This window comes from Moraxella lacunata (genome assembly GCF_002027545.1).
Taxonomy (GTDB): Bacteria; Pseudomonadota; Gammaproteobacteria; order Pseudomonadales; family Moraxellaceae; genus Moraxella; species Moraxella lacunata.
In genome coordinates this window covers 42,943-63,952 of sequence record NZ_MXAN01000004.1, presented here as the reverse complement: position 1 = coordinate 63,952, position 21,010 = coordinate 42,943, and the positions used below count along the sequence as shown (strand labels likewise).

Genomic DNA, 21,010 nt, shown 5'->3' with positions numbered 1-21,010 from the left:
AGAAATTGTACAGATGAATGATATTGTTTTAGATAAAGCATTTTTTGTGTACAACAAGAGAATATTTATAATATGGGTAGTTGTTTTGCTGTTCATTATGCTAATCTCAATGCTTGTATCTATCAGCTATCGCATAAAAGCACAAGAACTTCATGTAGACATTCATGCTAACGGGGTGGTCACAACAGCGTATTTATATAAAACATTATGTTCTAGTGGCAGAAGAGGTGGGAGTGACGATGCTTATTATCGGCGTGTGGTTAATGGTAAAACCTACACACATAATCTGACAGGCGGTTGTAATAATCCATCTAAGACCATTAATATTTATTATTTGCCCGATAAGCCTTATAAATATTTAACCGAATATGAATATGCTCGTGGCGTACGTAGTTTAAAAAGCTATTTATGGGGTTCGGCACTTGTAAGCGCGTTGTTTTTTGTGCTATTTCTAGGACATATTATGATGATGACGTTCAATTATACACGTGACGATGTTTGTGGTGAAAATCGCAAAATCAACAAGACAAATATAGAGCCAAAGGAAAAATAATGACCAATTTATCCCCCCAAAAACGCTATGATGAAGCCCTAGCCACAGGCAATTTTAGCCACGATGATGTACAAGCTAAGGCGGTTGCCTACCTTGACAAATTACACCATGAAATCATGGCAAGCCAAAACACCAATCAAGGCTTTTTTGCCAGTTTGTTCAAAGCCAAACCCACGCCCCCCAAAGGCTTGTATATGTGGGGCGGTGTCGGACGTGGCAAGACGTGGCTTATGGATATGTTTTATGACAGCTTGCCGATAGAGCGAAAAATGCGACTGCATTTTCATCATTTTATGAAGCGAGTACAGTCCGAGCTTGTCAAATTGCAAGGTCAAGTCAATCCCTTACAAAAAGTGGCGGACATTATCCATAGCGAGGCGGTTGTCATTTGTTTTGATGAGTTTTTTGTCTCCAATGTGTCGGACGCCATGATTTTGGGCGATTTGTTTAGTATGCTCTTTGAGCGTGGCATTACGCTTGTGGCAACGTCCAACATTGAGCCGTCTGGACTTTATAAAAATGGCATTCACAGAGACCGCTTTTTGCCCGCCATTGAGCAGGTTGAAAAGCACACGACCGTGATGAATATTGACTCTGGGACGGATTATCGGCTAAGACTGTTAAAACAAGCCAAACTCTACTCATCGCCCCTAACGGACGACACCAAAGACTGGCTGTCCGAGCGGTTTGATACGTTGGCGGGCGGTCAAAAGGTAGTAACCGACCCCATTGTCATCGGTGGGCGTGAGATTGCTATCATTAAGCGTACCGAGACCATGCTTTTGGCAAGTTTTAGGGATTTGTGTATGCAACCACGCTCAGCATCTGATTTTATCGAGATTGCCAGTGATTTTGATACGGTCATGGTGGATAATGTCCCTGCCTTGACGGATACGTTTATGGACCCAACGAGACGGTTTATTTATTTGGTGGATGAGTTTTATGACCGCCGTGTCAAGTTGCTCGTGCGTGCCGAGCAGTCTATTTTGGAGTTGTATCAGGGCGAAAAACTCGCCTTTGAGATTGAGCGGACACGTTCACGCCTCTTAGAAATGCAGTCTGAGGAATATTTGTCAGAAGAACATAGGGTAGAATAGGGGGTGGTTTATTGGATTTCCTGCACTAGGTTTTCCGTTCGCCCTGAGCCTGCCTGTGGGTGCGGAAAACCGTCATGGGTAGGCATAGCTCACCACAAACGGTTTTCTTTTGCCCTGTAAACGCCTTAATTTTGGGCGAATGTAATTCGCCCCTATTCGTAATATTGTAAACTAATTAAAAGCAAAAAATCAAACGAGAAAAACCATGAACGACCTAATCTCCCTTATCCATGCTCGCCGTAGCATTGGCAAACTCTCCCTACCCATGCCAAGCCATGATGAGCTAAACACCGCCTTTTTGTGTGCGATGACCGCCCCCGACCATAAGGTGTTACGCCCTTATCGGTTTGGCGTTATGGTGGGTAAGGCTCTTGACGAGTTTGGACAAGTACTGCTCCAAGCAGGGCTTGCCAAAGCCGAGACGGACGGCGAGAGCCTAGATGACACCGCACGCACCAAGCTCATTAATATGCCAAAACGGGCTCCGATGATTATCACGGTGGCAACGGATTATAAATCGCACCCAAAAGTACCAGAGTTTGAGCAACTTCTGTGCGTGGGGGCGGTGGTGCAAAACCTGCTGTTGGCACTGCAAAGCATGGGCTATCGCACGGTGTGGCGTACAGGCGATTTGTGCAACGAGCCTGCCATCAAAGCCCATTTTGGGGTTAGCGATGATAACACCGTGTGCGGATTTATTTATGTTGGGTCAAGTGATATTGTCATGCCTGAGCGTGAAGAAGCGGATTTGGCAGAATTTGTTTATTTTTATCAATAAATTGCTCAATCTCAACTTAAAATGGTAACTTATTGATTATCTGATAATTATTTTTCGGGTTGTAGGGGCGAATCATATTCGCCCTTGATAAAACAATTGATAAAACAATTATTTGATATAAAGTTGAGAGTAGCCTAATAACTGATCAATAAAAGTTTGAAAAAGGACAAGTCCATGAAATTGCCAAAAGATAACCCCAAAGTTAAAAAAATTGTCGATGTGGCAAGTCAAAGTATCAATCAAGGCTTAGAAGAAGCCCGTCATCTGCTCGAAAAATCCGAAGCCGAAGGCGGAATCTTGGCAAACCTTGCTCATTTTGCCAAAAAACGCAAAAAAGAGCCAGACCCAGACACATTTGGCATTCATGTGGATAAGCAAATGGATACGCCCCTGCGTATCGTGGTACTCGGTGGAGGCAGTTTTGGGACGGCAATGGCGAATTTATCCGCCAAAAACGGCTGTGAGACGACCTTGTGGGTGCGTGATAAAAAGACGGTCAAAGCCTTACAAAAAACCCGCATTAACAAAAAATACCTACCCAATCATGTGCTAGATAGCCGTCTGGCATTTAGTCATGATTTGGCAGAATCAGTCAAAAACAAAGACATCATCTTTGTGGCGGTGCCAAGCTCGGCGGTGCGTGAGACCTTGCAAAATATCCGTCCACACATCACACATCAAGCGGTGGTGTCTTTGACCAAGGGCATAGAAAAAGGCACGTTTGCCCTGATGAGCGACATCATCAAGGACGAATTGCCACAGGTGAATTTTGGCGTGATGAGCGGGCCCAACCTTGCCCTTGAAATCATGAATAATATGCCGTCCGCCAGCGTGATTGCCAGTCCGTCCGAGCCACTTAGAGTGGCGGTGCAGACAGCACTGCACAGTGCGTTTTTTCGGGTGTTTGCGTCCGATGATGTCAAGGGTGTGGAGTTAGGCGGAGCCTTAAAAAATATCTATGCCGTGGCAATGGGTATGGCAAATGCCTATGGCGTGGGCGAGAACACCAAAGCCATGCTACTGACTCGGGCGTTGGCGGAGATGAGCCGATTTGGCGTAGCGGTGGGGGCAAACCCCTTGACGTTCTTAGGCTTATCAGGTGTGGGCGATTTGTACGCCACTTGTAATTCTACCCTAAGTCGCAATTATCAAATCGGCAATATGCTTGGTAAGGGCATTACGCTGGATAACGCCATTAAAAAGCTCGGACAAACCGCCGAAGGGGTAAATACCATTGCTCAGGTAGAAGAACAAGCCAAAAAACTGGGCATTTATATGCCAATCACTCACGCCCTATATGCGGTGTTATACGAAAATAAATCAGCTCTGAGTGTGGCGGTAAACCTGATGGAAACAGGGTTTCGAAGTGATGTGGAATTTGTCATGCCCCACGATGAGAGCAATGAAAAGCTGTCAAAAGAGTTTGATAAGGTCTTAAAAGCAAGTAAAGAGAATAAACCCAAAGATGATGAAGCTATTGATGATAATGATGATAAATAGGTCGTGATTGTTAAATTGGATTGTATTCTTATCATAATGCTTTTGAAAAATTTTAACTAAATGTGTAGGGGTAAATTGCAATTTACCCTATATTAAAAGAAGAATTTACCATGAAACTTATCTTTATCCGACATGGTCAAGCAACCGCCTATTGTGCTGATGATGCTGGGCGTGATTTGACCGAATTTGGACAAGCTCAGGCGAACCAGACTGCCATGCATCTCACCGAGCGATACAGTCTTGACATGATTATCGCCAGCCCCTTTAACCGTGCCGACCAAACCGCCAAAATCTTGCAAAATACCGCAATTGCCAACGGACAAAATCCCACATTCATCACACTAGACAGCATTACCCCCGATGATGACCCTGTGGCAGGCGTGGCGGACATTGAGCAGATTATCACATCGCACTATGGACATGAGCATGATAAGACGATAGCGGTAGTGTGTCATATGCCGATAGTTGCTCGTATGGTGGCATATCTAGACGCAGACGGTTTGCCCCCGCCGATGTTTGATTTGGCGGAGTACAGAGTCATGACAGCCGATGTCATCGCCCAAGGTCTGGCACGTCAAAGTGAGAGATTCTCGCCCGTGCAACCTTGATGGATTGATAAACATAACCGCTTTGTAGGTTAATTTAATAAACCGCTACCTATTTGGGTGGCGGTTTTTAGGGCGTGTTGAATATTGGTATTTGCAATGAAAAATGAGAAAAATCGCACGTTTTTCAAGGAAAAAACGCAGGCTGATAGTCATTCTATTAGACAAGTTCTTGACGATGAAAAACAAGATTTAGCCATTTTTCATGCAAAAATTGATTGAAATTGTCAAATTTTCATCTTATTTTATAAGAATGTTATCAATGTTCAACACGCCCTATTTACCTTTAATAAAAATAAGTTACCTTTTATCTATAAATACAACAAATTATTAATAAGAATAACAAACTTTAAAAATTGTCTCATAAAGCATTGACTTTTGGCAATGGGTGGGCGTACAATGCCATTTTAAAGATATATTTAAAATATATTTTTAAAACAGTCATTAAGATAATGCGATTATCTTATCAATCACAATTCCCAATCAAGCCACGAGATAAGGAGCAAGAGATGGGTGAGTATAAAAAGCACTGGTGGGTGCTGTTTGGGGTGCTACTTTGCACCTTTACATTGCTTGGATGGGGTGGGGCGGAAGTTTATCGCTCTGCACCGCCCATTCCACAGCAGTTTGTGGACAGTCAAGGTCAGGTCATCATGACAGATGATGACATCCTGCAAGGTCAGTCAGCATGGCAGACGACAGGTGGCATGCAGTTGGGTTCGGTATTGGGGCATGGGGCGTATCAAGCTCCCGACTGGACGGCTGATTGGCTGCATCGTGAGTTGGTTGCATGGCTTGACATTCGTGCCAATGAAACCTACGGCAAGGGATATGACACCCTAACACCATCTGAGCAAGCAGGGCTACGTCAAGCCCTAAAAGAAGAATATCGCACGAGTGCAGATAATGGCGTACAAACCGTAGTACTCTCTGACACACGCATCAAGGCAATCAATGAAGTTGCCCCTTATTATATCGAGCTGTATGGCGATAATCCTGAATACGTCAAGACTCGGGAAAATTTTGCCATGAAAAATAACACTTTGCCTGATTTGACCGCACGGCAACATTTGGCGAATTTTTATTTTTGGACGGCGTGGATTTCATCGGCAAATCGTCCTGGTACAGATGCCACATTTACCAATAACTGGCCACATGAGCCACTGATTGATAATGTACCAACCGCCGAAAACATCATTTGGTCAGTGGCTAGCGTGGTGTTTTTGATTGCGGGCGTGGGATTTTTGATTTGGGCGTGGGCATTTTCCAAAAAAGAAGAAGATGTCAAATTGGCGGTGCCAGAGTCTGACCCTTTGACCAAGATAAGTCTAACACCATCGCAAAAAGCGTTGGGCAAATACGGACTGCTTGTGGTGGCGTTATTTGTACTACAAGTATTTTTGGGTGGTTTTGTTGCTCATTATACGGTAGAAGGACATTCGTTCTATGGCATTCCTGTGGCGGACTGGTTGCCTTACTCACTGGTGCGGACATGGCACATTCAGTCGGCACTGTTTTGGATTGCCACGGCATTTTTGGCGGCAGGCTTATTTTTGACCCCCATCATCAATGGTGGCAAAGACCCTAAATTCCAAAAACTGGGCGTGGATATCTTGTGGGTGGCACTCATCATCGTGTGTGTGGGTTCGTTCATCGCCCAGTTCTTTGCCCTAAAACACATCATGCCTGCCCATCTTAATTTTTGGTTTGGACATCAAGGCTATGAGTTTATTGATTTGGGGCGTTTTTGGCAGATTTTAAAATTTGTTGGTATTTTGCTGTGGCTTGTACTGATGGCACGTGGCTGGGCTTATGGGTTTAAACAAAAAGGCGATAAAAACCTATTGTTTATCTTTGTGGCGTCTGTGGCGTGTGTCGGTCTGTTCTACGGCTCGGGTCTGTTCTATGGTGAACGCACCAACATTGCCATCATGGAATACTGGCGTTGGTGGGTGGTACATCTGTGGGTTGAAGGATTTTTTGAAGTATTTGCAACCGCAGCATTTGCCTTTATCTTTTATAACCTTGGGCTGGTGCGTTATAAAACCGCCACAGGGGCGACCATCATCTCAGCGGCATTGTTCTTATTGGGCGGTGTGCCAGGGACGTTCCATCATCTGTATTTTACAGGAACGACTACGCCAATCATGGCAATCGGTGCGTCATTTTCGGCATTGGAAGTTGTGCCACTCGTGGTGCTTGGCTATGAAGCCTATGAACACTGGGAAAAACAACATCAAGCCCCGTGGATGGACAAGTTAAAATGGCCCATCTTGTATTTTGTGGCAGTCTCGTTTTGGAACATGGTCGGAGCAGGCGTGTTTGGATTTATGTTAAATCCGCCATTGGCACTGTTTTATATCCAAGGGCTAAACACGACTGCCGTCCATGCTCATGCGGCGTTATTTGGTGTGTATGGCTTTTTGGCTCTCGGCTTTGTGCTGTTGATTGTGCGTTATATTCGCCCTAATCATGTCTTTGATGACAGTCTGATGAAGATGAGTTTTTGGGCTCTGAATGCAGGTCTTGTGCTGATGATAATGACAAGTTTGTTGCCTATCGGGGTGTATCAAGCCCATGCATCCATTACCGAAGGCTTGTGGTATGCACGCAGTGAAGGCTTTTTGCAACAGGACTTTTTGGTCATGCTAAGATGGATTCGCACCATTGGTGATGTGGTCTTTATTATCGGGGCGATAGCAGTAGCATGGCAAGTAGTAAAATTGGTCTTTGCCAAAGCAGGTGATGATAATCATCAGCCTAATGCCCTGTAAATCGTTAAATCTTTGTCAGTATTATAACCGCTACTTAATCTGGGTGGCGGTTTTTAATAGACTTCTTTCCAAACCCCGATTTTTGTGGATTTTTAAAAATCTCAACCCCAATACTTATAAGGGTTTATTTTTAGTTTGGAAAGAGATTTAATGGTAAAAAGGCGATCAAAAGTCAATCACAGGGCAATCGCACTATATTTAATTTCTAGCAAATAAAATTATGTTTTTGAAGAAATTGGCAATTTTTAGACACAAATTATTTAAAAACTCACCAAACCAATTATATTTTGAATAATTTATTAAAAATATATTTATATAAAATTAACTATAAATACTAAATTTGCTTGATTTTTAATCAATTTCATGTAAAATTTTGTAGTGCGATTGCCCTGAAGTCAATCATGAGTGATATTTAATCTTTTGATAGAATGTGTTATAATGTCAAAAGATGTATTTATCCATTTTGAGAGACCCATGTCATATAGTTTGCTTCGCCCTTATCTATTTTCCATGCAACCTGAAAAAGCCCATGAATGGACGCTTGAAAATTTAGAGCGATTGCACAAAGCACGCCTGCTTGGGTTTGCTTATCCACGCCAGTCAATGCCGACCAACTGCATGGGCATTAGCCTGATGAACCCTGTGGGACTGGCGGCAGGGCTTGATAAAAATGGCGAGTATATTGACGCTTTGGCTGAGCTTGGCTTTGGTTTTTTGGAGATTGGTACAGTCACGCCACAACCACAGGCGGGCAATCCACGCCCGAGAATGTTCCGTTTGGCGGACAGTGGGGCGATTATCAACCGTATGGGCTTTAATAACGATGGCGTGGATAAGATGATTGCCAACATTGAGCGTGCCAAATACAAAGGCGTGCTTGGTATTAACATCGGCAAAAATGCGACCACGCCTGTTGAGAATGCTTTGGATGACTATGTGTACTGCTTGGAGCGGGTTTATCCGTACGCCAGTTATATCACGATTAACATTTCTAGCCCCAACACCGCCAATTTACGAACCCTGCAAGGGGCATCTGAGCTAGCCCATCTGTTAGATGGTATCAAGACTTGCCACACAAAACTGGCAAACGAGCATGGCTACTATGTGCCACTTGCCCTAAAAATCGCCCCTGATTTGGACGAGAGCCAAATAGATGACATCGCCAAAAATCTCACCAACTTTGACATTGATGGGCTGATAGCCACAAATACCACGTTATCACGAGTGGGTGTCGAAGACCAAGAGCATGCCCATGAAGATGGTGGTTTGTCAGGCAGACCGCTTAGTCATCAAAGCACGTTGGTACTGACGGCATTTGCCGAGCGACTGTCGGGCAAGGTGGATTTGATTGGGGTGGGCGGTATTGATACGGGCGATTTGGCGGTGCGTAAGCTGACCGCGGGAGCGACTGCTGTACAGCTGTACTCAGGACTGGTTTATAAAGGTCCTTCGCTCGTGCAGGACTGTGTACAAAGCATTGCCAACTACAAAGAGCGTGCCTTGGTCGTGGCGGATAAATCTGATAGCTTGGATAAAAACGTGGACGATAATGATCCAGACAAAAATGCTTCGGGCGAGCCAAACAAAGCATGAGCATTCTTGATATTGGTATCGCCTTTATGGTGCTTGTTGGGTTGTGGCGTGGTTTTCAAGCAGGGGCGATTAAGACAGCGATGTCACTGGTGGCATGGTTTGTCGCACTCATTGTGGCATCAGCTCTTGCCAAAGAGTTCTCGCCTTTGTTCGTGGGTGTGGTGGATAACGAAGTCTTACAGATTTCGCTGGCGTTTTTGGTGATTGTGCTGATTATTGTGAGTATCACGCACGTTATTTCGTGGCTGGCATTAAAAACCTTAAAATTTTTAAAATTGGGCTTTTTGGATAACATTTTGGGTGGTATCTTGGGGGCAAGTAAGGGCGTATTAAAAGTGCTGATTATCCTAAGTATCGCATCCCCCTTGCTCGTTAAATTGCCCCAATGGCAAGAGTCCATTCTCGCCCAAAACCTACTGCCCCTTGCCCCTGTGGCACAGGCGTTATTGACCGAAGTGCTTGGCGAAGCATGGAACCAAGTGGAAAATCCGTATCAATAGGACGGATTTTTTAATGCAAAAAATTTGTTAAAACTAACTTTGTATTAGTGGTAAATCTCTTTAACCTAATTGGCGTGTTGCCAAACTTTTGGAGTGAGTGACTATGTGTGGTGTGATTGGTGTGTGTGCCCATGAGCCTGTGGGTCAGATGTTATATGATGGCTTGACCATGTTACAACATCGGGGGCAGGACGCGGCAGGGATTGTGACCCTAAAAGATGACCGCCTGTATCTGCGTAAAGACAACGGCATGGTGCGAGATGTGTTTTTAAATAAGCACATGGTGCGTCTGGTGGGGAATTTTGGCATCGGGCATGTTCGCTATCCGACCGCAGGCACGTCAAGCACGGCAGAAGCTCAGCCTTTGTACGTCAATTCGCCCTATGGCATTGCCTTGGCACACAACGGTAACCTAACCAATGCCGAAACCCTTGCCAAAGAAGTCTATGAGCATGACCGTCGTCATTTGAACACCGACTCGGATTCGGAAGTGTTACTCAACATCTTTGCTCATGAATTACAAAAATTCACCAAAACCAAACTTGCTCCCGATGATATTTTTACCGCCTTACAAGCTGTCTATGACCGCTGTCAAGGGGCGTATGGCGTGGTAGCGATGATAGCAGGGCATGGCATGCTCGCATTTAGAGACCCGAACGGCATTCGCCCACTGGTCTATGGTCGCCGTCTGACTCCTGCTGGCGTGGAGTACATGGTGGCGTCGGAGTCAGTGGCACTGACTGCGTTGGGCTTTGAAGTGGTGCGAGACATCAACCCCGGTGAAGCAATTTTTATTGATTTAAATTATAACTTGCACACCAAACAATGCACCGACAAAATCAAGCACACACCTTGTATTTTTGAATATGTCTATTTTGCCCGTCCTGACAGTATCATTGATAACATCTCGGTGCATAAGGCTCGCATGCGGATGGGGGAGAAGCTCGCTCAGCGAATCGTCTCTGAGTGGGGCGAGAATCACGAGATTGACGTGGTTATTCCTATTCCTGATACATCTCGCAACTCGGCATTAGAATGTGCTACTTATCTGGGTGTGAAATACCGTGAAGGCTTTAACAAAAACCGCTATATCGGGCGTACCTTTATCATGCCTGGTCAGTCCATGCGTAAAAAGAGCGTCCGCCAAAAGCTAAACGCCATTCCTTTGGAGTTTAAAAATAAAAACGTCCTATTGGTGGATGATTCTATCGTGCGTGGGACGACCTGCCATGAGATTATTCAAATGGCACGAGACGCAGGGGCGAAAAACGTCTTTTTTGCGTCTGTTGCCCCACCAGTGATTTTCCCGAATGTCTATGGCATTGACATGCCAGTGCGTAGTGAGCTGATTTCATCGGGGCGTACGGTTGATGAAGTGCGTGAGATTATCGGGGCTGACCGCTTGATTTTCCAAGATTTGGATGATTTGGTGGAAGCGGTAAACAACACCAAATACAGCCGTGTTGATGGCTTTGACTGCTCGGTGTTTGACGGCTGTTATGTGGCAGGGCAGATTACCGAAGAGTATCTACAAGAGCTGCAAGCCAAACGCAATGACGGTGCCAAAAAACAGCAAGTGGCAAATAACCCTGTGGACATTACAGGAATTATGGAATAAATCCATGCTTTATTTTGTGAAAATAGGTCTTGTCTGTCAAGACCTATTTTTATATACATCCAAGAAACTTTAAAATTACTGCAAACACAATGATGTTTGGATGTAGGGGCGTGCTGTGCACGCCTTGTGTAGTAATGCCATCAAAAGGTGTGCTCAGCACACCCCTACAAACCCGTGGCAAATATCAAGTTGGCTGGGTGTATAAAAGCCAAAAATCAAGCCTACCAATCGATAGGCTTGATTTTAAAATCACAACTTACACGCTCCGCCTGCACAGCCGTCATCTAACTCGCCTTGGCTGTCGTCTGCTCCGTCTCGGGTATTATGATAATACAGGGTTTTTACGCCCAGTTTATAAGCGGTGAGCAGGTCTTGAATCATGATTTTCATGGGGACTTTTCCGCCTTCAAACTTACTAGGGTCATAATTGGTGTTGGCAGAGATGGACTGGTCGATGAATTTTTGCATGATGCCAACGAGTTTTAGGTAACCGTTATTGTCAGGCATTTGCCATAATAGCTCGTATTTATTTGCTAGGTTTTCGATATCAGGCACGACTTGTTTTAAAATGCCGTCCTTTGACTGCTTGACCGACACCAAGCCCCGTGGTGGTTCGATACCGTTGGTGGCGTTGGCGATTTGGCTGGATGTCTCAGATGGCATGAGAGCTGACAGGGTGGAGTTACGCAGACCGTGCTGTTTGATGTTGGCACGCAGGGCTTCCCAGTCTAGGTGTAGTGGCTCATTGCAGATGTTGTCCAAATCCGCCTTATAGGTATCAATCGGCAAAATGCCTTGGCTGTATGTCGTCTCGCCAAAGGCAGGGCAAGCCCCTTTTTCTTGGGCAAGTTTATTAGATGCTTGTAGCAGATAATACTGGAACGCTTCAAAAGTACGGTGAGTCAGTCCAATCGCCCCCATGTCCGAGTAGCGTGTGCCGTTTTTGGCAAGATAGTAGGCGTAGTTAATCACACCCACACCGAGTGTACGACGGTTCATGCTACCATTTTTGGCGGCGATGACAGGATAGTCTTGATAGTCAAGCAAAGCGTCCAACGCACGCACGATAAGCTCGGCAGGCTCTTTCATCTCTTCTAGCTTATCAATCTTGCCTAGGTTGATGGCGGACAGCGTACATAGGGCAATCTCGCCATGCTCGTCATTGATGTTATCAAGCGGTTTGGTGGGTAGGGCGATTTCCATGCATAGGTTGGACTGGCGAACAGGGGCAACAGACGGGTCAAAGGGGCTGTGCGTGTTGCAGTGGTCAACGTTTTGGACATAGATACGCCCTGTGCTGGCACGCTCTTGGAGCATGAGACTAAACAGTTCACGAGCAGGGATTTTGCGTTTGCGAATGCTCTCGTCATTTTCATATAAGGTGTAGAGACGTTCAAACTCGGCTTGGTCAGCAAAAAATGCGTCATAAAGCCCTGCCACATCAGACGGGGAGAATAGGGTGATGTCTTCGTTTTTGATGAGTCGGGTGTAGAGTGTTTTGTTAATCTGTACGCCATAATCCATGTGGCGGACACGGTTGTCTTCGACACCACGGTTGTTTTTTAGGACAAGTAAGCTCTCCACTTCTAAATGCCACAGCGGATAAAATAAGGTCGCTGCCCCGCCACGCACACCGCCTTGCGAGCAGGATTTGACCGCTGCTTGAAACATTTTGAAAAAGGGAATACAGCCCGTGTGCTGAGCTTCACCGCCACGAATGGGCGAGCCTAACGCACGAATCGCCCCTGCGTTCACGCCAATACCCGCACGCTGTGAGACGTAGCGGACGATGGCGGATGTGGTGGCGTTAATGCTGTCTAGGTTGTCGCCACATTCGATGAGTACGCATGAGCTAAACTGACGGGTGGGGGTACGCACGCCTGACATGATGGGGGTAGGCAGTGAGATGTAGAAGTTGGATGTGACGTCATAAAAACGTTTGACATAGTCCAGTCGCACCGCTTTATCATAGTTGGCAAATAGGCACATGCCGACCAAAATATACAAAAATTGGGGGCTTTCATAGACTTTTTTGGTGACACGGTCTTGGACGAGATATTTGCCCATCATCTGCTCAACCGCTGCATAGGCAAGGTTCATGTCACGTTCGTGGTCAATGTAGGCGTTTAGCTCATCAAATTCGGCACGGTCATAATCTGCCAAAATATGTTTGTCGTATTTGCCCATTTCGGTCAAGCGGGCGACATGGTCATACAGATGTGGCGGTTCATAGTCGCCATAGGCAATCTTGCGTAGATGGAAAATGGCAAGACGAGCCGCCAAATATTGATAATCAGGCGTTTCGGCTGAAATCAAGTCTGCTGCTGCCTTGATGATGGTCTCATGAATGTCACGGGTAGCAATGCCGTCATAAAACTGAATGTGTGATTTTAGTTCTACTTGCGACACGGAGACATTGTCTAGCCCTTTGGCTGCCCATGTGATGACCTTGTGAATCTTGTCAAGGTTGATGGGTTCAAAGGTGCCGTCTCTTTTTTTGACTTTGATTTGGTCGATGTGTGTCATAAAATCACCCGTTTGTTGTAAATTGTAAAAAATTACCAAATCTCAATGACTTAGCGATTTTTCTATTTAAAAATTAACCACTAGATGTAGTAATGCATTTCTAAGGTAGCACAATATAGCCTAAAAATTTTTAAAATACTAGCTTGTATTTTGTGCCAATCTGTGATTTTATCATTTTAGCCAAACTTGAAAAACGTACAGAAAAGACAGGGTAAGGCTTTGGGGCTTGTCAAGAGATGGATAAAATTTTTTAAGAAAATTTTGTAAAGAAATTGGGTAAAATTTAATCAATTTGTTAGACAGGCGATTATCATATTTTTGATAAATTTTATAAAAATTATAAAAAACCAACCAGTCGGATTTTTAAAATTTATTTAACATAATCCATTTTTTAAATTCTTATTTTGAAAAGAAAAATGCACATCAAATCAATCATTATATTTTTAACCATAGAGAATTGTTTTTTGCTTAATTTCAAAATCATCTCCTTGGCGTATGTAGTTTATAGCCAACAAAAAAGCCGTCCAAAGACAGCTTTTTTAAAATACTTTTAAAATACTTAAATCATTTTTCAACCCATTGGCGAATTTTTTCACGCTCTTCGGGCGTGGCATTGAGCCACAGTTGCATAAAGCCGTCTAGGTTGTCTTTGGGGGCGACCATGGTTGGGGCGGTAGGCTGCGTGGGGGCTTGGTTAAGGGCGGCGATGGCTTTTTGGTTGGCTCGGGTGGCGTCATCACGACCGAATAGCCCGCCAATGCTGTCGCCTAGTGTTGATAAAATGCCCGTGCGACTCTCTACGGTCTGCTCAGAAGCCAACACTTTGCCATTTTGGCTGATGGCAAGGGTAGGGGCTTTGGCGTATTCTTTGGCATCTCTATAATTGTTTGGCTGATTTGGCATGACCAGCTGATAAGCTTGGTTGTCCGCTAGGTCAGCGGTGATGGTAACGTTACCTGATTTTAGGTAGTCATGCTCGCCACGGGGCAAGTCAAATAAGCGGTCATAGCGAGCGGTGATGACATGGCGACCAGCGTCAAGGGTAAACTCACGTCTAAGTGGTTGCAAAGCCCCGTGTTTAATCTCTTGCCCGTTGATGGCGGTTACTTTGATATGCTCATCCACATTCAGACGTACCTCGGCAAAAGCAGGGGTGGCAAGTGCGATGGCAAGCAGTAGGCTTAATTTTTTCATGGTATTTCCTGTTGGGTGGGTGGAAGTTGGAAAAAGCGGGGAAACGCTAATTATTTAAAATTAGTAAAGCAAAATCAGTCGCTCATGTCATCGATGTAGTCACCGAGCTCCAAAAGTAAGGTTTCTTTATCGATGATTTTTTTGGTGTCTTCTAAGGTTTTTTTGCTTACGGGCGTGCGTGCCAATCGTGTGAGCAGGGGCGAGATACTGTCTAGCACGCTCATCATGTCCGTGGCATTATAAGGACCATCGCTGACCAGATATTCAAAAATAACAGGGGGCAGTCGCCAGTTTTTACGTCTTAGAATGGACTTTAACATTGCCTCACGGTCGGCAGGGTTGTCGCCATCGGGCAGTTTAAAGGCAGGGGCGAGCGACAGCCGTGTGAGTAGGTCAAGCAAGTTGATGTCTAACTCACGAGCAGGGTCGTTGGCTAGGAACACGAGCTGTTTTTGTTCACGTCTGACCTCATTTATCAGATGAAACAGCCCCTCTTGCCATTCATGACTGCGTGCTACTGCCTCGACATCGTCTAATATCACAAGGTCAAACAGCTGTAAGCCTTGTAGGGCGGACGCATCATCGCCCTCGCTTTCTATCATCTTGTCAAGCGATAGACTGATGGCGGTTTTGCCTGTTTTGGTGTATTCGTTGTAGATGGCGAGAGCGAGATGGGATTTGCCAGAGCCTTTTTTACCATAGATAAAGATTTCAGGTAACTCGCCTTGGCAGAGCTTTTGGGTAGCGATGATGACCGCTTGGTAGCCCACGGACGTAAAATCCGAAAGCCGAGATTCCTCTTGTACGTCAAGGTCTAGGGCGGACTGAAAAAGGTCGGTCATGTAAGCTTGGTATCCAAAAGTCTGCTAGAACCGCTCAGCGGTTTTCAACTGATTTAAAAATGTGCTATATATACCAAATTTTTGGCGGTTTTGCAAGTCATATCGTCCTAATGCTCAAAAATAATATCCTTGCCATCATGTTTGTCATGCACGCCAAATTTATCCACCAAGGTTTTGCTTGCTTCATTTAGCCCAAAGACTTCCACCGATACGCCTTTTTTGCGGTATTTCATGACGATTTTGTCAAGGGCAGATACGGCTGTTACGTTCCAAAAATGAGCATAAGTCAAATCAATGCTCACCGCCTTAACAGGTTTATCAAAATCAAACTGAGCCACAAATCTATCAGCACTGGCAAAAAATACCTGCCCTACCACGCCATAGGCGAGCGTGGTGGTCTCATCTGGCGTGGGCAAGGATTGCACCGATATAAAGCGACCGATTTATTGGCAAAAAACAAAGACGCAAGTAGCACGCCTGCCCCTACGCCAAGGGCTAGATTGTGCGTGTATAGCACGATGGCGACCGTGGCAATCATGACGACATTAAAGCCCAAGGGGTGTGTTTTTAGCTCTTTGACCGACTGCCAATTAAATGTACCGATGGACACCATAATCATCACCGCCACGAGTGCTGGCATGGGAATGACGCTTAACACATCGCTCAAAAATACCACCATAATCAGCAAAATCACACCTGCCAAAAACGTGGATAGACGTGTGCGACCGCCTGATTTACGTTGATGACCGACTGCCCAATCATCGCACAGCCTGCCATCCCATCAAAAAATCCTGCCACAATGTTGGCGACCCCTTGCCCTTTGCATTCTTGGTTTTTGTCGCTCGTGGTGTCGGTCGTCTCGTCCACGATGGTTGCCGTCATCAAGGATTCAAGCAGACCCACCGCCGATAGGCTAAGTGCATAAGGCAAAATAATCCACAGCGTGTCCAAATTCAAAGGAATATCAGGCAGCAAAAACACAGGCAACGTATCAGGCAATTCGCCCATATCGCCCACCGTCCGCACATCAAGCCCCATCATTACGCTGATGACGGTCAAGACGACAATGGTAACAAGGGGTGATGGCAGGATTTTGCCAAGTTTGGGGATATAAGGAAAGGCATAAATAATCCCAAGCCCAAGTGCAATCAAGGCATAAGTTGCCATACCACGCCCCAAAATCTCAGGCAGTTGTGCCATAAAAATCAGTATCGCCAACGCATTGACAAAGCCCACGACCACCGCACGGGCGACAAATTTCATGAGATATCCGACTTTTAAAAAGCCAAAAATGATTTGAATCACGCCTGTCAGTAGCGTGGCAGCGAGCATATATTCTAGCCCGTGATTTTTGACAAGGCTTGCCAAGACAAGTGCCATCGCCCCTGTCGCTGCCGAAATCATGGCAGGGCGACCACCAAAAAAGCTAATCACCACCGCAATGCAAAAGGACACATACAGCCCCACTTTGGGGTCAACCCCTGCAATGATAGAAAAGGCAATCGCTTCTGGAATGAGTGCAAGGGCGACCACAAGCCCTGACAGCACATCGCCACGGACATTTGAGAACCATTGGTCTTTGGTAAAGTGGTTAAAAATATTCATCGGTCAAATCAGTACAGTATCAAAAACCGCCCATTATAACGTATCTGCCACCCAAACCCAAATAATCGCTCAAACAATTACCCAAATAATCGCCAAAAAACAGTAAAAGCAGTAAAAAATAATGGCAAAGACGAACCCTGCCATGATTTATTTGGTATTGTTAATTTAACTTATGTCTTTGGATAAATTTGTAGGGGCAAATTGCAATTTTCCCTATGATAAAGCATTGATTTTGGGCGAATAAATTGCCCCTACACGTTCAAATTTTAAAATTGTATCTTTATTGAACAATGCCATTTATTTTTTAAAAATTAATAGTGGTTTAAAATTTACCATAATGTCAGCTGTTTTTGCCCTTTATACCAATCGCTATCCAGATAAGCACAGTACGCATGATGAAACAGGACATTTAAAATCGCTGAGACGGGCAGGGCGATGAGCATGCCAACAAAGCCAAACAAAGACGCCCCTGCCAACACCGAGAAAATCACCCACAGTGGCGACAGTCCGATTTTATCGCCAAGCAGTAGGGGCTGTAACACATAACCTTCCATTGCTTGACCAACCATAAATGCCCCAATGATAAGACCGATGTAAATGGGGTCAAAACCAAATTGGAACAGCCCCACAACAATCGCCGCAATAATCCCCACACCAAAACCCAGATACGGCACAAAACTTGCCACGCCTGCCCCGATACCGATGAGCAGTCCGAATTTTAGTCCGATGAGTTGTAGCTGTATGGCATAAATTGCCCCAAGCAGTAACATGACACTAAGCTGACCTTTGATAAAGTTCATGAGCGTGGTATCGCAGTCTTTGGCGATTTCTAGGGCTTTTTTTTGATGGGATTTGGGTATGGCATGCAGCCATGTATTTAGACGTTTTTGCCAGCCGATGAGAAAATAAAACGTCAATATCGGCACCATTACTGCCATGCCAACATTATTTGCCACCATGATGCCTGAGCTTAGCACTTGTTTGATGAGTGACTGGGCATCTGCCACCTGATAATTTTTCTGAGCGTATTCAATGAGTGCATTTGAGATGACATCAACTTCAAGCGGCATGGGACGTCCGCCCATGTGCTGACTTATCCATGTTCTTGCTGTGGTGTTATACCACTCTACAAGCAAGGGTAGTGACTCCCACGCCAAAGTGATTTGTTGCCACAATACGGGCACAAACCACACAACCAACGCCCCCGTCAGTAGAATGCTGGCAAAATACACCACCACAATGGCAAGCATGCGATTCATGTAACGAGCCAATCGTGTTACCAACGGGTTTAGCATGTATGCCAAAATAAACGCCGCCACAAAAGGCAAAATCACCGCACGCATGAGATACAGGGCGTACAGAAAAATCACCCAAAACAGCACAATCAGTATTCGGCGAAAAAAGGGGTCAAGGGTACGATGTCGCATGATAAAATAGCACAAAAAAGTGGGCAAATATCCGCCTATTTTATGCTATTTTTACCAAAAAGGTAAGTTATTTATGATGAATTTTGTAAAAATAAATGATAGGGCGTGCTGAACATTGATAACATTTTTATAAATATAATCAAAGAACTTTAAAATCACCACAAATTTATGATGTTTGGGTGTAGGGACGCGCTGAGCACGCCTATAAAAATCGCTGTGTCATCAAAGGATGTGCGGAGCCAGTCCTACAAAGCTTGTGGTAAATATCAAATTCGTTGGGTGTAAGATGAAAATTTAATGTTTTAAATCAATTTTTGCATGAAAAATGGCTATCTGACCACTTAATTTAAAAAATTAAGTAAAACTCTTAAAATTTGCCCAGTTAATTTTTGAAAGATTTTTTGAAAATTTATTGGCAAATAATTGGGGCGTGTTGAACATTGATAACATTTTTATAAAATAAGATGAAAATTTAACGCTTTTATCAATTTTTGCATGAAAAATGGCTAAATCTTGTTTTTCATCGTCAAAAACTTGTCTGATAGAATGACTATCAGCCTGCGTTTTTTCCTTGAAAAACGTGCGATTTTTCTCATTTTTCATTGCAAATACCAAAGTTCAACACGCTCTGATAAATAGACAGGCAAAAGACATAAAAAAATCCCTAAGTCAGGGGAGACTTAGGGGATAAACTGGAAAAACCAGTTAAAAATGGCGCAGCGGACGGGACTCGAACCCGCGACCCCCGGCGTGACAGGCCGGTATTCTAACCAACTGAACTACCGCTGCTAAGGTCACTAATCTTTTTTAACCATAAAAGATTTAAAATGGTGGGCGGTAACGGATTCGAACCGCTGACCCTCTGCTTGTAAGGCAGACGCTCTACCAACTGAGCTAACCGCCCGAACTTAACTTACTTAACTATTTAAACAATGTTGTTTATTTGTTATGTATGTCGTTCGTTGTGGTGCGTATTATATAGATTTTTTGGTGGGTGTCAAACACTTTTTGCAAAAAATTTTGAATTTTTTTATAAGTGGTTGATTTTTATTAAATTAAAATCTATATAAATTTGCTTGTTATGCCAATGCTTTGACAATATCATCTTCCAAGCTCTCAGGCTTGGTGGTGGGGGCGTAGCGGTCTAGCACCTTGCCATGACGACCGACCAAAAATTTGGTGAAGTTCCACTTGATTGCATCGGTCAAAATTCCGCCTTGCTCGCGCTTTAAAAACTCAAAAATCGGGTGAGCGTTGTCGCCATTGACATCAACCTTGCTCATCATCAAAAAGTCCACGCCATAGTTCATTTCACAAAAACTTGCAATGCCAGTTTCGTCATCGGGTTCTTGTCCGCCAAACTGATTGCAAGGAAAGCCGATGACAACCAAACCTTTGTTATGGTATTTTGCGTGTAATTCTTGCAAACATGCAAGCTGTGGCGTAAATCCACATCTGCTGGCGGTATTGACAATGAGCAATACTTTGTTTTTAAAATCGGCAAAATTAACCACATTGCCACGAATGTCGGTGGCGGTAAAGGTGTAAATGGTTGTCATAGATTTTCCTAAATTATTGATAATTATAACAAATTATTGATTTTCAAGGTGAATGGACGCTGAGTTAATGCAATATCTCATGCCTGTGGTCTCTCTTGGTCCGTCTGGAAAAACGTGTCCCAAATGTCCACCACAATTGGTACAAGTCACTTCAATACGTCTCATGCCGTGCGACAAATCAAGCGTCTCGGTCAGGGCGGTATCACTGATTGTTTTGTCAAAACTTGGCCAGCCACAGCCTGAGTGGTATTTGTTATCGCTGTCAAACAGCTTGGCATTACAGCCCTTACAGCGATACACGCCCTTATCAAACACATCGGTATAAAGACCAGTAAAAGCTCGCTCGGTGCCTTTTTCACGCAAAACATGATATTCATCATCGCTTAGGCGGTTTTGCCAGTCTTGTTCGGTTAATTGGGCGATTTCATCGGGGGTTAGGGTGTTGTCAGATAGCATAAATGTTTCCTAATCAAAAATGCAAGTGTAGCATAATTTGACACGGTGGCAAATTGGCTTTTTGTAACGGCTTTTTGGTGGTAAAAGGGTAGGGCTTGGGGTATAATGAAAATAAACACAAAAGGTAGCATATGTGGCTAAAATTACTTCCTTATATCCAATTTATTTGCTTTATTATCTTTGTTATAGGGGTAATAAAATATGCAATTAGAACAAAGACATTTTTTGTCATGCCAAACATGAAACACCCAAAACACACCAAAGATGAAATTATTTTAAGTGCTTTTGGATTGCTTGGCTTTGTTATTAGTAGTAATTTAAGGGGATTTTTGGACATATAACAAAATCGCTTGCAAAATCCCCCAAACAGGCGTATGATAATT

At 44.3% G+C, this 21,010-nt stretch carries 17 protein-coding genes, 2 tRNA genes and 2 pseudogenes; 11 read left to right on the top strand and 10 right to left on the bottom strand.

From position 1 onward, the window contains the following. The first annotated feature begins 13 nt into the window (after positions 1-13). The 10 genes and pseudogenes from B5J94_RS00655 (at position 14) to purF (ending at position 11,018) form a co-directional block, all read left to right on the top strand. A complete protein-coding gene (locus B5J94_RS00655) occupies positions 14-553 on the top strand; it encodes a hypothetical protein (protein WP_143821862.1) in 540 nt (179 codons plus the stop codon). Next, positions 553-1,650, top strand: coding sequence for a cell division protein ZapE (gene zapE, locus B5J94_RS00650; RefSeq protein ID WP_062498776.1), 1,098 nt, complete (start codon positions 553-555; stop codon positions 1,648-1,650). The genes B5J94_RS00655 and zapE overlap by 1 nt, the downstream gene beginning before the upstream one ends. Before the next feature lie 205 nt (positions 1,651-1,855). Further along, on the top strand, positions 1,856-2,428 hold the full coding sequence (locus tag B5J94_RS00645; RefSeq protein WP_062498777.1) for a nitroreductase family protein: 573 nt from the start codon (positions 1,856-1,858) through the stop codon (positions 2,426-2,428). A gap of 174 nt (positions 2,429-2,602) precedes the next feature. Next, positions 2,603-3,928: an NAD(P)H-dependent glycerol-3-phosphate dehydrogenase gene (locus B5J94_RS00640; protein WP_062498778.1), complete on the top strand. Its 1,326-nt coding sequence runs from the start codon at positions 2,603-2,605 to the stop codon at positions 3,926-3,928. Between the two features lie 110 nt (positions 3,929-4,038). Beyond that, the gene (gene sixA / locus B5J94_RS00635; protein ID WP_062498779.1) at positions 4,039-4,536 is read left to right on the top strand and encodes a phosphohistidine phosphatase SixA; all 498 of its coding nucleotides are present in this window, start codon (positions 4,039-4,041) and stop codon (positions 4,534-4,536) included. A 96-nt stretch (positions 4,537-4,632) separates the two neighbouring features. Further along, on the top strand, positions 4,633-4,755 hold the full coding sequence (locus B5J94_RS14870; protein ID WP_265734255.1) for a hypothetical protein: 123 nt from the start codon (positions 4,633-4,635) through the stop codon (positions 4,753-4,755). A gap of 287 nt (positions 4,756-5,042) precedes the next feature. Continuing rightward, positions 5,043-7,307: a nitric-oxide reductase large subunit gene (locus B5J94_RS00630; RefSeq protein WP_062501524.1), complete on the top strand. Its 2,265-nt coding sequence runs from the start codon at positions 5,043-5,045 to the stop codon at positions 7,305-7,307. 474 nt (positions 7,308-7,781) lie between these two features. Beyond that, positions 7,782-8,795: pseudogene (locus B5J94_RS00625) on the top strand (quinone-dependent dihydroorotate dehydrogenase); the annotation flags it as partial. A 101-nt stretch (positions 8,796-8,896) separates the two neighbouring features. Next, positions 8,897-9,400, top strand: a complete 504-nt coding sequence (locus B5J94_RS00620) for a CvpA family protein (RefSeq protein WP_062499396.1) — start codon at positions 8,897-8,899, stop codon at positions 9,398-9,400. A 103-nt stretch (positions 9,401-9,503) separates the two neighbouring features. Continuing rightward, positions 9,504-11,018, top strand: coding sequence for an amidophosphoribosyltransferase (gene purF / locus B5J94_RS00615; protein ID WP_062499398.1), 1,515 nt, complete (start codon positions 9,504-9,506; stop codon positions 11,016-11,018). 249 nt (positions 11,019-11,267) lie between these two features. Here the strand turns inward: purF and nrdA are convergent, their stop codons facing one another. The 10 genes and pseudogenes from nrdA to msrB form a co-directional block, all read right to left on the bottom strand. Next, the gene (gene nrdA / locus B5J94_RS00610) at positions 11,268-13,544 is read right to left on the bottom strand and encodes a class 1a ribonucleoside-diphosphate reductase subunit alpha (RefSeq protein ID WP_062499400.1); all 2,277 of its coding nucleotides are present in this window, start codon (positions 13,542-13,544) and stop codon (positions 11,268-11,270) included. Positions 13,545-14,108: 564 nt separating this feature from the next. Then, complete coding sequence (locus B5J94_RS00600; RefSeq protein WP_062499404.1) at positions 14,109-14,738, bottom strand: DUF2057 domain-containing protein; 630 nt, start codon at positions 14,736-14,738, stop codon at positions 14,109-14,111. Positions 14,739-14,812: 74 nt separating this feature from the next. Next, positions 14,813-15,580, bottom strand: a complete 768-nt coding sequence (locus tag B5J94_RS00595) for a DnaA ATPase domain-containing protein (RefSeq protein WP_062499406.1) — start codon at positions 15,578-15,580, stop codon at positions 14,813-14,815. Positions 15,581-15,687: 107 nt separating this feature from the next. Continuing rightward, positions 15,688-17,185: pseudogene (locus B5J94_RS14420) on the bottom strand (SulP family inorganic anion transporter). A gap of 329 nt (positions 17,186-17,514) precedes the next feature. Beyond that, complete coding sequence (locus B5J94_RS00585; protein ID WP_062499408.1) at positions 17,515-18,612, bottom strand: AI-2E family transporter; 1,098 nt, start codon at positions 18,610-18,612, stop codon at positions 17,515-17,517. A gap of 354 nt (positions 18,613-18,966) precedes the next feature. Continuing rightward, positions 18,967-19,215, bottom strand: coding sequence for a hypothetical protein (locus B5J94_RS00580; protein WP_079363863.1), 249 nt, complete (start codon positions 19,213-19,215; stop codon positions 18,967-18,969). Between the two features lie 109 nt (positions 19,216-19,324). After that, a tRNA-Asp gene (locus B5J94_RS00575) sits at positions 19,325-19,401 on the bottom strand. A 39-nt stretch (positions 19,402-19,440) separates the two neighbouring features. After that, a tRNA-Val gene (locus B5J94_RS00570) sits at positions 19,441-19,516 on the bottom strand. A gap of 175 nt (positions 19,517-19,691) precedes the next feature. Further along, complete coding sequence (locus B5J94_RS00565; RefSeq protein WP_062499742.1) at positions 19,692-20,171, bottom strand: glutathione peroxidase; 480 nt, start codon at positions 20,169-20,171, stop codon at positions 19,692-19,694. Positions 20,172-20,204: 33 nt separating this feature from the next. After that, a complete protein-coding gene (gene msrB / locus B5J94_RS00560; RefSeq protein ID WP_062499744.1) occupies positions 20,205-20,627 on the bottom strand; it encodes a peptide-methionine (R)-S-oxide reductase MsrB in 423 nt (140 codons plus the stop codon). 131 nt (positions 20,628-20,758) lie between these two features. On the opposite strand from msrB, the gene B5J94_RS00555 reads away from it, so the two are divergent. Beyond that, on the top strand, positions 20,759-20,968 hold the full coding sequence (locus tag B5J94_RS00555) for a hypothetical protein (RefSeq protein WP_062499746.1): 210 nt from the start codon (positions 20,759-20,761) through the stop codon (positions 20,966-20,968). Positions 20,969-21,010 lie beyond the last annotated feature (42 nt).